The organism is Streptomyces sp. WMMB 322, assembly GCF_900090145.1.
GTDB lineage: Bacteria > Actinomycetota > Actinomycetes > Streptomycetales > Streptomycetaceae > Streptomyces.
In genome coordinates, this window is record NZ_FMHI01000025.1 from 32,938 (window position 1) to 45,378 (window position 12,441).

A 12,441-nucleotide genomic window follows, 5' to 3' on the forward strand; every position below is an offset into this window, starting at 1 on the left:
AGAAGACACACGCGAAGGCGCCGCGGAGGTACGAGAGTTGAACGACATGCTGGGCACCCTGCCGGACTCCTGGCAGCAGGCCCTCGGCGAGGAGACCGGCAAGCCCTACTTCAAGGAGCTGGCCGAGTTCGTCGAGGAGGAGCGTGAGCGGGGCCCGGTCTACCCGCCGCGCGAGGAGGTCTTCGCGGCGCTGCACGCGACTCCGTACGAGCGGGTGAAGGTCCTGATCCTCGGCCAGGACCCGTACCACGGTGAGGGCCAGGGGCACGGCCTGTGCTTCTCCGTGCGTCCCGGCGTCCGTACGCCCCCGTCGCTGCGCAACATCTACAAGGAGATGCGCGACGATCTGGGCCACCCCGTCCCCGACAGCGGATATCTCATGCCCTGGGCGGAGCAGGGCGTGCTGCTCCTCAACGCGGTGCTCACGGTCAGGGCCGGGGAGGCCAACTCCCACAAGGGCAAGGGCTGGGAGAGGTTCACGGACGCCGTCATCCGGGCCGTTGCCGCCAGGGAGACGCCCGCGGTGTTCGTGCTGTGGGGCAACTACGCCAAGAAGAAGCTCCCGCTCATCGACACGGCACGGCACACGGTGGTGCAGGGCGCGCACCCCTCCCCGCTCTCCGCCAGGAAGTTTTTCGGCTCCCGTCCCTTCAGCCGGATCGACGAAGCCGTCGCCGCGGCAGGCCACCCTCCGGTCGACTGGCGCATCCCGGAGGCCCGCGCACGCGCCTGAGCGCGATTGTCAGTGGCTGCGGCTAGCGTCGTCGTGGCAGGTGACAGCAGCACCCGGCGGGCAGGCGGAGGAGGAGTTCCGTGACGGAGTCGCAGCAGGAGACGTCCCCGGACGGGATCCTGGTCCGCATCGGCCAGGCGATCATGCTCCACCGCGCGGGCGACCGTGAGGAGGCCCGCAACCGGCTTGCGCTGCTGTGGTCGGAGACAGGTGAGGGTGATCTCTTCCACCGCTGCACCATCGCGCACTACATGGCCGACACCCAGGACGACCCGGGCGCCGAACTGGAGTGGGACCGCCGCGCCCTGGCGGCTGCGGACGCGCTGACCGAGGAGGAGGTCGAGTGGGGGGAGCACTCGCTGGCCGTGCGCTCCCTGTATCCCTCGCTGTACCTCAACCTCGCCGCGGACCACGCCAAGCTCGGGGACAGCGATGCCGCGCGCCGTGAACTCCGCCGGGCGCAGGGCGCGCTGGGATCGCTGGCAGACGACGAATACGGTGCGGGCATCAGGGCCGCCGTGGGGAGACTGGAGAGCCGGCTGGGGCCGGCCTGACGCGTTCCGGACGGTGCGCGGCAAGGACGGCACCCCCGGGAAGGCGTGCGCTGACGCTCCCGCCCTGTGTCCCGGCCGTCGTTGCGCCCGTGCTCAGCCTCCCCGTGGCGCCGGGGAGGCGGGCCGGGTACTGAGCATCCCGTGCAGCAACTCCCGCAAACCTGCCCGCAGTTCCCCCAGGGTGGGTACCTCCGCGGCGTAGGAGCCGGCCGTGCACGAGAAGAGCATGCCGTCGCACCACGCCACCAGAGACAGGGTGTGCCGCTCCGGTTCGTTCGACCCGGCCCGGCTCAGCATCGCCACGAGCGGCTTCCGGAAGGCGCTCGTCCCGGTGCGCACATACATCTCCCGCAGTTCCGGCCGCCGCGTGATCTCCAGGGCCAGTTCGTAGCGCGCGATGAGAAGCGAGGGGTCGCGGGTGAGGTAGCGGTGCATCGCGAGCGCCAGCCCGTCCGCGAGTTCGTCGGCGTCCTCCCCCTGCGGCATCTCCTCGAGCGAGATCACCTGCGACTCCCGCACGGCCAGGTGCCGCACCGCAGCCTCGATCAGTGCCGCCCGCGTTCGGGCATGGTTGGAGGTCGATCCCTGCGGAAGGCCGGCCGCCTCGTCCACGGCCCGGTGGGTCAGTGCGCGGAGCCCGCCCCCTGCCAGTAGGGAGATCGCGGCGTCGCCGATCACCTCGGAGCGGGTGGCCGGGGGAGAGGAACGGGGCGCGGTCATGGCAGCCAATGTACGTCGGGGACGGAGAGGCACGTGATCCACTACAGGCGTAGTACACTACAGATGTAGTGACCGGGTGACGGTCATCCCCACGGAGAAGGAGACCGCACATGTCCGAGTCCCGCTCCCGGCCCGGCGCGCTCGTCATCGGAGCCGGCATCGGCGGCCTCACCGCCGCCGTCGCGCTGCACCAGCGGGGATGGCGGGTCACCGTCCTCGAACGGGCCCCCGCGGTGGAGGCCGTGGGAGCGGGAATGGGGATGACGCCCAACTCGCTGCGGGCGCTGGACACGATCGGCCTCGGGGACACCGTCAGATCCATGCGCACCTGGAGCGACGAGGGAGGGCTGCGCACTCCGTCCGGTCGGTGGCTCTCCCGGACGAACCAGGAGGCCGCGGCCGCCCGCTTCGGGGGCCCGTTCGTGCCGCTGCACAGAGCCACCCTCATCTCGCTCCTCCACTCCCGGCTGCCCGAAGGCGCGGTACGCACCGACACGGCCGCCGACGTCGCGGACCCCGGCGGCGAGGACCGGCGCGCACGGGTGCGCAGCGGTGCGCAGGAGTGGGAGGCGGACCTGGTCGTCGCCGCCGACGGCATCCACTCCCCGGCGCGATCCGTCCTCTTCCCCGGGCAGCCCGGTCCCCGCTATGCGGGTTTCACCGCCTGGCGGCTCGTCGTTCCGGCACCTGATGTCGCCTACCCGCCGCACGAGACGTGGGGCCGCGGCGCCCTGTGGGGCACCCAGCCGCTGCACGACGGACACGTCTACGCCTACGCCGCGGCGGCGGTACCGGCGGGGCAGCGGACGCCCGACGGTGAACTCGCCGAGCTGCGACGCCGGTTCGGCACCTGGCACGAGCCGGTACCGGCGATTCTCCGGGCCGCGGGGCCGGGAGATGTGCTGCGCAGCGACGTCCATCAGGCCGCGGCGCCGCTGCCGGCTTTCCACCGGGGACGCGTGGCGCTGCTCGGCGACGCCGCTCACGCCATGCCGCCGACACTCGGTCAGGGTGGCAACCAGGCCGTCGAGGACGCCGTCGTGCTCGCTCATCACGCCACGCCGGGGACGGATGTTCCCGCCGCCCTCGACGCCTACACGAACGATCGGCTGCCCCGCACCGGTGAGGTGGTGCGGCGCGCCATCAGGGTCGGCCGCCTCGTCACCCTGACCTCAGCCCCCGCCTGCGCTCTCCGGAACGCCGCGGTGGCCGTGGTCAACCGGCTCGGACCGCACCTGGAGCTGCGCGCACTGGACGGGATCGCCGACTGGAGCCCGCCCGGACATCAGGGCGCCGTGGGCGTCAACGGGACTCGGAAGGCCGGGAGTTGAAGCGGCCCGGCCCCTCCGTGCCCCCTCGCCGGCGGCTGCTGAGCGCCCGGGCGGCCGCCACCGCCCCGTACAGCGCGAGCGCCGCCGGCGCCACGTGCACGATCCAGTCGCCGGTGCGCAGGTAGAGCGTCTCACCGGTGGCGAGCGGCACCGTGTAGATCTCGCTGGTGCTGCGGTCGGTGCCGAGCCAGGGGCCGGTGCGCTCACCCCGCGGTGCGTACACCGCGCTGATGCCGGTGAGCGTGGCGTGCACCATCGGCCGGCCCGTCTCGGCGGCGCGCAGCGCGCCCAGTGAGGCGTGCTGCGCCGGTGCCCAACTGTCCTGGAAGGTCGAGGTGGAGGACTGCGTGATGATCAACCCGGCCCCGTCGAGAGCCAGTTGACGGCTCATGTCGGGGAAGGCGCTCTCGAAGCACACCAAGGGCCCGAACCTCACGCCCGATGCCTTCATCATCACCGGCCCGTCGCCGCGCAGCCGGTCCTCCCCGGCGGCGCGGCCCACCGACGTGGCCCAGCCGAGCAGGGAGCGGGCCGGGACGTACTCGCCGAAGGGCACCAGGCGCGTCTTGTCGTACCGCCTGCCGATCGGCCCGTCCGGGCCGATGAGCACCGAACTCTTGTAGATGCCGGGCCGGTCCGAGCGACGGGCGTCCACGTTGACCAGGATCCGTGCGTCCACCCGTGAGGAAAGATCCGCCAGTCGCCGCCGCAGCTCCGGATGGGCCCCCAGGTCGAAGCTGACGCTGCTCTCACCCCACACGATCAGGTCCGGCTTCCGGCCCGCCAGCCGGCGGGTCAGCTCCTCGCTGCGCTCCAGCCTCGCGCGCTGGCCCTCGACCACTCCTGGCTGGACGACGGCGACACGAATCCGCCCGTCCGTGCGCGGCACCGGCGCCCACGCCCATGCGGCAGCGAGAGCACCGCCGCAGACAGCGAGGGCGGCGGCAGCCGCGACCGCCGGGGCCAAGGGCACCGCCGGACGCCCGGAACCGCGTGCGAGCAGGAGCGCGGCCGCAGCCGCCAGGGCCGTGTTCGCGGCGACAAGCACGAAGCTGACCAGCCACACCCCGCCAACGGACGCCAGCCGGAGGGCGGGAGGGACCTGCCACTGGCTCGCGCCGAGCAGTCCCCACGGTCCGCCCAGGTACTCCCAGGACCGGACGAGTTCGGCGATGAGCCAGCCCGACGGCACCAGTACGACGGCGGCCGCCACGCTGCCCGGCCCCGGCCTCCCGCCGAGCAGCCGTCTCACGAGCCATCCCCACGCCGCCCACAACAGGCCCAGCAGCGCCGCCAGTACGAAGAGGAAGACGTGCAGGCTCGGCAGCAGCCAGTGGTGCACGGCAAGCATGAAACCCGTACCGCCGGCCCAGCCGACCAGCACCGCCTGCCCGCCGGTGGGGGCGCCGCGCAGCAGCAGAAGCCACGGCACCAGCGCCACCCATGCGAGCCACCACAGGGACGGTGCCGGGAAGGCGAAGGCCGGCAGCGCACCGGCCACGGCCGCCGCCACCGCACGCAGCCAGCGGGAGGACCGCCGCCCGGTGGCCCCGTCCCCTGCACGTTCTGCGGCCATGCCTCGCCTCCACCGTCCGGTCGCCGGATCACCGACTGTGCGAGGGCTTCCCCGGCAGGGGAGGGCGCATGCACCGGAGGGGACCGTACGGACCGCTGTGATCTGGGGCATAGACATCCGCCCACGCTGTGGAGACGCTGGGCCGCTCGACAACGATGTCCCGACCGGAGGCCCAGGTGCTGCGAGCGAAACGGATCCGGACCCTGCTGGGTCTGGCGACCGCGACGCTCTGCGCGGGCCTCGTCGGGGCCTCACCGCCCGCTGCCCCGTGCGGGGGAGGGGAGGTGCGCGCCGGCCCCGTCACGGACCCTGCCGCGTACGTCGACCCCTTCATAGGCACACGCAACGAAGGCAACACCTTCCCCGGCGCCGCCGTCCCGTTCGGGAAGGTGCAGCTCTCACCCGACACCACCGGCAGCAGCACCGGCTACGACTGGGACGAGGACCGCATCCGCGGTTTCTCCTCCGTCCACCTCTCCGGGGTGGGCTGCCGCATCGGCGGTGACCTGCCGGTCATGCCGACCACAGGTGACATCACGAGCACCGACAACAACGAGTACGCCTCCGGGTTCCGCCACGCGAAGGAGAGCGCCTCACCCGGCTCGTACAAGGTCGCCCTCGACGACTACGGCGGGACGACGGCGGAACTCACCGCGGGCAGGCACACCGGGCACCAGCGCTACACCTTTCCCGCCACGGGCAAGGCGAACGTGCTGCTCAACTCCGGCCAGGCGCTGCACAAGGTCACCGACAGCACAGTGCGCGTCCTCGACGAGAGGACCATCGCCGCCAAGGTCACCGGAAGCGGCTTCTGCCAGGGGACGGAGCCCTACACCGTGTGGACCGTGACCCGCTTCGAGCGGCCCTTCGACTCCTACGGCACATGGGACGGCGACGAGGTCACGGACGGCGGCGAATCCTCGTCCGGCGGCGGTCGGCGCGGGGCATACGCCCGCTTCGACACCCGGAACGGCGACCGCGACGTGGAGGCGGTGACGTCGCTGTCGTACGTCGACGAGGAGGGCGCCGCACGCAACCTCGCCGCGGAGGGCGGCCGTTCGTTCGACGAGACCCGCGATGCCGCCCGCCGGGCCTGGCAGGAGCGGCTGGACGACGTCAGGGTGAGCGGCGGCAGCGAGGCGCGCCTGCGGGTCTTCTACTCCTCGCTCTACCGGGCGCTGCTCCACCCCAACGTCGGCGAGGACGTCGACCGGCGCTACCGGGGCTGGGACCAGAAGATCCACCGCGCGAAGGGACACACCTACTACCAGAACTGGTCACTGTGGGACACCTACCGCACCCAGGCGCAGCTGCTCGCCCTCGTCGCGCCGCGCGAGTCCCGTGACATGGCGCTGTCGCTGCTCGACGTGGACGCACAGGGCGGCTGGCTCCCCCGGTGGGGCTATGCCACGCGGGAGACGAACATCATGGCCGGTGACCCGGTCACGCCGTTCCTCGCCAACGCCTACCAGCAGGGGCTGCTCACGGAGGACGAGGGGGAGCGCGCCTACCGCGCGCTGAAGAAGAACGCCGACGGGGTGCCGCCCGCGGATTCTCCCTATCTGGGCCGCACAGCCAACAAGGAGTACATCGAGGGCGGTTACATTCCTCACCAGCCCGACAGGAAACGGGAGAAGCCGGGCAGCCCGGACTTCAGGCACAGCGGCTCAGCCACCCTCGAGTACGCCACGGCCGACGCCGCCCTCGCCGGGATGGCCCGTGATCTCGGTCACGACTCCGACGCCGACCGCTACGCCGAACGCTCCCGCAACTACCGCAACATCCTCGACCCCGGCACCGGGTTCCCCCGCGCCCGCAAGGCCGACGGCACCTTCGCCGGACCCGCCGACCCGTCCAGGAGCGAGGGTTTCCACGAGGGAACGGCCTGGCAGTACATGTGGATGGTCCCGCAGGACGTCCCCGGGCTGATATCCCGCACCGGCGGACGCGAGGCGACCGAGAAGCGGCTGGACTCCTTCTTCGCGTACGACGAACTCACCGAGGACCCGAGGAGGACGGCGGGCGAGGAGTGGGTCGCCGGCCCCTACGAGTACTACGACTCGGACAAGTACAACCCCCAGAACGAGCACGACCTCCTCGCGCCGTACACCTACCTCTCGACCGGCTCCCCCTGGAAGACCACCGACGTCGTCGACGCTGCCCTGTGCCGCTTCACCGACTCCCCGGAAGGGGTCACCGGCAACGACGACCTGGGCACCATGTCGTCCTGGATGGTGCTCTCGGCCATGGGCATCTACCCGGTGGCTCCCGGCGCGGACACCTGGGCCCTGAACACCCCCGCGTTCGAGCGCGTGGAGCTGACCCTGGACCGCGACCGGTACCCGGAGGGGCGCTTCACCATCCGCGCCCCGCGGGAGAGGGAGAGCGACCGCTACATACGTTCGGTGTCCGCCGGCGGCTCGCAGATCTCCCGCACATGGATCAGCACGGACGACATACGGCGCGGCCGCTCCCTGGACTTCCGTCTCGGCCCCGAGCCGTCCGAGTGGGGCACCGGGAAACAGGACGCGCCGCCGCCGCTCGGGCAGCCGAATGCTCACAACCGTTGACCCGGCAGCGACTCCCGGACCAAGATCGCAGTTGACCCGGGGGCCGTGACGCTACGAGCAGCACCAGGGAGTGAGCATGAGCAGTGACGAGGGAGCCGGCCGGCGCAGTGCGGCCTGGTTCGCCGCGGAGGGCCGCAACGGCTTCATCCACCGGTCCTGGATGCGCAACCAGGGGTTCGGCCCGGAGGTCTTCGACGGGCGGCCCGTGATAGGCATCGGCAACAGCTGGTCCGAACTCACCCCCTGCAACGCCCACTTGCGTGACGTCGCGGAAGCGGTCAAGCGCGGCGTGTGGGAAGCCGGCGGACTGCCGCTGGAGTTCAACACCATGTCGCTCGGCGAACCGCTGATGCGGCCCACCACGATGCTCTACCGCAATCTGATGGCGATGGAGGTCGAGGAGACCCTCAGGGCCAACCCCCTCGACGGGGTGGTGCTGCTGTCCGGCTGCGACAAGACGACCCCGGCCATGCTGATGGGTGCGGCGAGCGTCGACATCCCCTCGATCATGGTGACCGGCGGGCCGATGCTCAACGGCAAGTTCCGCGGCAGGGACATCGGTTCCGGCACGGCGGTGTGGAAGCTCAGCGAGGAGATGCGCGCCGGCAAGCTCACCGAGGAGGACCTGCGTGAGGCGGAGGGCTGCATGTCGCGCAGCCGGGGCCACTGCATGACGATGGGCACCGCCTCCACGATGGCCTGCATGGCCGAGAGCCTGGGCATGCAGATGTCCGGCGGCGCGGCCATCCCCGCCGTCGACGCCAGGCGCTACGTCCTTGCGCAGGCGTCCGGACGGCAGGCCGTGAAGCTCGTCGAGCAGGATCTGCGCCCGTCCCGGGTGCTCACACGTGAGGCGTTCGAGAACGCGATCCGGGTGAACGCGGCCCTCGGAGGTTCGACCAACGCGGTGGTCCATCTGCTGGCCCTGGCCGGCCGCGTCGGAGTGCCCCTGGAACTCGGCGAGTTCGACGAGCTCACCGAGCAAGTCCCGGTGCTGGCCGACATGATGCCCTCCGGCCGCTTCCTGATGGAGGACTTCTACTACGCGGGAGGCCTCCCCGTCGTCATGCGCGAACTCGGCGCCCTCATCCACCAGGAGCCGGTCACCGTCACGGGAAGGGCCATCGGCGAGGAGATCGCCGGCGCGGAGTGCTACAACCGTGAAGTCATCCGCACCGTGTCCGAGCCGTTCATGCCCGCGGGGGCGGGAACCGTCGTGCTGTACGGCAGCCTCTGCCCCGACGGGGCGGTGCTGAAGGTCTCCGCGGCCGACCCGGAACTGCTCAGCCACCGGGGGAAGGCGCTGGTCTTCGACCGTGTCGAGGACTACACGGCCGCCGCCGACGACCCGGATCTGCCGGTCGACCGGTCCACCGTCATCGTCGTGCGCAACGCCGGGCCCAAGGGTTATCCGGGCTTCCCCGAGGTGGGCAACGTCCCCGTGCCGAAGAAGCTGCTCGAAGCAGGCGTGGAGGACGTCGTACGCATCAGTGACGCGCGCATGAGCGGCACCGGGTACGGCACGTGCGTCCTGCACGTCGCTCCCGAGGCGGCCGTCGGCGGACCGCTCGCCCTCGTGCGGACGGGGGACACCGTCGAACTCGACGTTCCCGCGCGCAGGCTCGACGTGTGCGTGGACGAGGACGAACTGGCCGCCCGCGCCAAGGAAGTTGCCGCGGACCGGGAGGCCGACGACGCCGGCAGGGCGCAGCGCGGCTGGGCGAAGCTGTACACCGACCACGTCATGCAGGCCGACCGCGGCGCCGACCTGGACTTCCTCACGGGCACCGGCGGCAGCGAGGTGCCGCGCCACTCGCACTGACGCCGCCGCTGGAGATGCCCCCGGACCCGGGTCCTCTACGTCCGGGGGCAGTTGTCAGCCCGCTGCGGCCTGCTCGCCCGGGGCGGCCGTGAGGGAGGCGAGCCGCTCCCGTACGTCGCGCACCGCACCCGGCCTGTGCCCCGGAGCCAGCTCTCTCAGCTCCGCCAGCTGCACCCCGAGCGGGTAGGCCTGCGCCGGGTCGGTGACCTGGTGCCAGCAGTGGTGGGCACGGTCGACCGCGCCGAACACCTCGGGCGCGTCCGTGGCCTGCCCTCGCTGCAGCCGTACGGAGGCCGCCTGCAGCCACAAGGTGCAGGCCCGTCCCGCGTCCCCTGCCCGGTGGGCGAGGTCGGCGCGCACCTCCACCCAGTGCACGGCCTCGCTGGAGTGCGGGCCCGAGGCACGCAGGGCTGCCGTCTCCCACTGCGCCGCCATCGTGGCCGCCTCGCCGTGGCGTCCCTCGAGCGCCGCCCGGTATATGGCCTCGTGCACGCCGGCCGGCACGTCTGCCGGCACCTTCGTGTCCATGTCCGGCAGGGGTGCCTCCGTCCCGGCGGGCGCGGGCGCGGGCGCCGCGGCCGGGCGGGCCGGCGCCGCGGGCTGCCCGTCCGCCGGCTTCCCGTCCGCGGGCACCGGGGGCCGGGCCCGAGGTCCGCCGGCGGCCTGGCCCGCCGGAGGGGCGGCGCGGGGTCCGGGCGGGGGCGACGACGGACGCGGCGGCACCGTGGGCGCCCCGGGCGCGGGGAGGAGGGGCGTGACCGTCGCCGGAGCGGGCCCCGGCGGCGCAGCGGAGGGCCCCGGCGCCGCACCGGGCACCGGCGCTGTCCCGGGTCCGGCGACGGGAACGTACCCCGCCCCGGGGGCGGCCGGAGAGGAAGCGGTTGCGAGCAGCATCCGCTCCGCGTCGCCGAAGCCGAACCCGGCATGATGCAAGGTGAGTTGGTGCAGCTCGTCGAGGGGCGGCCGCGCCCGGCTCACGCGCAGGACCGCGGCAAGCGCACGGCTGTACTCCGGCGCGGAGGTCAGACGCCTGGCGCGCGGCGCGGTGAGCGATCCGTACAGCACCAGTCCGTTCGCGAGGTGATGCTGTGCACGCCGCTGCCACATGGTTTCGTCGGCGGCCAGGTCGGCTATGACGGCGGTGAGTCCCGGCGGCCTGCGCCCCAGCTCCACTGACAGCCAGTGCCAGGGCAGACCCGTGTAGCGCACGGAACGCGGCGTGGAACGCGTCAGTGCCAGATGCGGCAGATGCTCGCGCGAGTCGAGCATGAGCTGCCCGGCAAGGTAGACCAGCAGCGGCCCGTCGTGCGCGGCGGCCGTACGCAGGTGTGACAGCACGGTGTTGGGGTCGCCGGGGTCGGCGAGCTGGACGACGCTGCCCGTTTGCGTGCCCAGCAGAACGGACGGGGGAGTCGCGGCCAGCGCGGGAAGGGCCTCGGTCGCGTCGACCGCCGGATGTCTGCCCGGTGGGGTGGCCGCCACCAGCAACCCGTAGCCCCGCTCCGCCTGTTCGCCGTGCGCACCGTACTCGTGCCGTACCCCGTACCCCATGTCAGCACCGTATCTGCTGACTTGCCCGTCTGCTCCCGTCGGGCCTCCGCCGACGAGCGGTCAGGGATCCGTCAACGTACCGCGTGGCAGAGCCGATTGGCGGATCACTTGTTGGTGACGGTCACCGGACGGTCGTGCTTCAGCTGGGTGAAGAGCTTCTTCGCCTCCACCTGGTTCCAGCGCAGGGCACTGCCCTTCGACGTCGTGATGGCGCCGGCCGTGGGCACGTTGATCTGCTTCCCTCCTCCCTTGCTGACGCCCTGGACAGAACGGAACATGCTGGTCAGTGCCCGCATACTCATGTTCTGGTCGACGACGAGAGTGTCCAGTCCCGCATCGAGCGCCGGATACACGTCCGACGGATTGAGCACGGTGCCCGGCGAAGTCGCCTTGTCCGCCAGGGCGGAGAGGAACTTCTGCTGGTTCTGCGTACGGCCGAGGTCTCCCTGCGCCTCCTGGTGGCGCTGCCGCACGAAGGCGAGGGCATCCGCACCGTCGAGGTTCTGGCAGCCCCGCCGCAGGTCGGCACCGGAGTCCTTGTCCTTGATGTCCCGCTCGATGCACATCGGAACGCCGCCGACCGCGTCGACGATGTTGACGAATCCCGCGAAGCCGATCTCGGCGTAGTGGTCGATGCGCAGCCCCGTGTTGTGCTCGATGGTGGCTATCAGCAGTTCCGGACCGCCCACCGAGTAGGCCGCGTTGAGCTTGTTCTTCTCCGGCTCGGAACGCTTGCCGGTCGACGGGCGCTTGTACCCGGGCACGGTCACCCATGAGTCGCGGGGGAGACTCATCATGGTCGTGCCGTTCTCGCCCTTGTGCATGAGGATCATCGAGTCGGTGCGGCGGCCCCCGAAGACACCGGTGCGCAGTTCCTTCCGGTCCGCCGCGGAGAGGCCCTCACGGCTGTCGGAGCCCACGATGAGGTAGTTGGTCCCCTTGCCGGCCGGAGGACGGTTGGTGAACTTGTCGAGGTTCACGTCGCGTTGGAGCTTCGTCTCGGCCCAGGCGAACGTGCCGCCGGAACCGACGAGAACCGTCGCGAGCAGTACGACCGCCGCGCGTCTGAGCGGCCGGCGCCGCTCGGGGCTGCGCGGCGCCCTCGGGGGAGTGGGGCCGAAGCGCGAGTTGTTCTCCCGCGGGGATCCGCCTCCCGGGCCTCCGGTGCCGACGCGGCCTCCGGGCCCGTTCGCTCCGCCCGGCCCCGAGGGTCTCCCGGCCGGCGGCCGTTGTGCGGGGTGCGGCACCCGGGTGTATCCGGGCGCCGCCGGCCGGCCCGCCGGCTCCGTACGCGATCCGGCCACTTCGCCCCTGATCGTGGCCCTGGACTCCCAGGAGGGCCGCAGCGGCTGGTCCGAGTCGTGGCGCGACGGGCCCCGCACGTTCACCGGGTCCGAGACCGCCCACCCCTGGCCGGTCCCCGCCCAGCCGTGGACGCTCGAGCCGCCGGGTCCGTAGTGCCTCCACTCCCCGGCCAACTCTGCGGTGTGGCCCGGAGAATCTCCTTCGGACGCTTGTGGCGTCCCACCGTCGGCCCACTGGTCGAGTGGGTCCCTCATGGTCCGACTCTCCTTCGGTCACGTC

General features: G+C 72.1%; 9 protein-coding genes. 5 read left to right on the forward strand and 4 right to left on the reverse strand.

Going from position 1 to position 12,441, the window contains the following annotated elements; all coding sequences use genetic code 11:
- Positions 1-46 precede the first annotated feature (46 nt).
- A complete protein-coding gene (locus H180DRAFT_RS27745; protein ID WP_055488942.1) occupies positions 47-733 on the forward strand; it encodes a uracil-DNA glycosylase in 687 nt (228 codons plus the stop codon).
- An 80-nt stretch (positions 734-813) separates the two neighbouring features.
- Positions 814-1,287 (forward strand): tetratricopeptide repeat protein, encoded by a 474-nt coding sequence (locus tag H180DRAFT_RS27750; protein WP_055488910.1) that lies wholly within the window; start codon positions 814-816, stop codon positions 1,285-1,287.
- A gap of 93 nt (positions 1,288-1,380) precedes the next feature.
- Here the strand turns inward: H180DRAFT_RS27750 and H180DRAFT_RS27755 are convergent, their stop codons facing one another.
- Entirely contained in the window at positions 1,381-2,007 is a 627-nt protein-coding gene (locus H180DRAFT_RS27755) for a TetR/AcrR family transcriptional regulator (protein ID WP_055488911.1), read from the reverse strand.
- A 110-nt stretch (positions 2,008-2,117) separates the two neighbouring features.
- Here H180DRAFT_RS27755 and H180DRAFT_RS27760 point away from each other — a divergent pair, with 110 nt between their 5' ends.
- Positions 2,118-3,338 (forward strand): FAD-dependent oxidoreductase, encoded by a 1,221-nt coding sequence (locus tag H180DRAFT_RS27760; protein WP_055488912.1) that lies wholly within the window; start codon positions 2,118-2,120, stop codon positions 3,336-3,338.
- Here H180DRAFT_RS27760 and lnt read toward each other — a convergent pair.
- Positions 3,310-4,914 (reverse strand): apolipoprotein N-acyltransferase, encoded by a 1,605-nt coding sequence (lnt, locus tag H180DRAFT_RS27765; protein ID WP_055488913.1) that lies wholly within the window; start codon positions 4,912-4,914, stop codon positions 3,310-3,312. The genes H180DRAFT_RS27760 and lnt overlap by 29 nt on opposite strands.
- A gap of 176 nt (positions 4,915-5,090) precedes the next feature.
- Here lnt and H180DRAFT_RS27770 point away from each other — a divergent pair, with 176 nt between their 5' ends.
- Positions 5,091-7,484, forward strand: a complete 2,394-nt coding sequence (locus H180DRAFT_RS27770) for a GH92 family glycosyl hydrolase (protein ID WP_254666215.1) — start codon at positions 5,091-5,093, stop codon at positions 7,482-7,484.
- Between the two features lie 76 nt (positions 7,485-7,560).
- Positions 7,561-9,306 carry an IlvD/Edd family dehydratase gene (locus tag H180DRAFT_RS27775; protein ID WP_055488915.1) on the forward strand — a complete coding sequence of 582 codons (1,746 nt, stop codon included), beginning with the start codon at positions 7,561-7,563 and terminating at the stop codon, positions 9,304-9,306.
- Positions 9,307-9,360: 54 nt separating this feature from the next.
- Here H180DRAFT_RS27775 and H180DRAFT_RS27780 read toward each other — a convergent pair whose 3' ends face one another.
- Together H180DRAFT_RS27780 and H180DRAFT_RS27785 are read right to left on the reverse strand one after the other, a co-directional pair.
- Positions 9,361-10,857 carry a hypothetical protein gene (locus H180DRAFT_RS27780; RefSeq protein WP_055488916.1) on the reverse strand — a complete coding sequence of 499 codons (1,497 nt, stop codon included), beginning with the start codon at positions 10,855-10,857 and terminating at the stop codon, positions 9,361-9,363.
- 104 nt (positions 10,858-10,961) lie between these two features.
- Entirely contained in the window at positions 10,962-12,416 is a 1,455-nt protein-coding gene (locus H180DRAFT_RS27785; protein ID WP_079100463.1) for an LCP family protein, read from the reverse strand.
- Positions 12,417-12,441 lie beyond the last annotated feature (25 nt).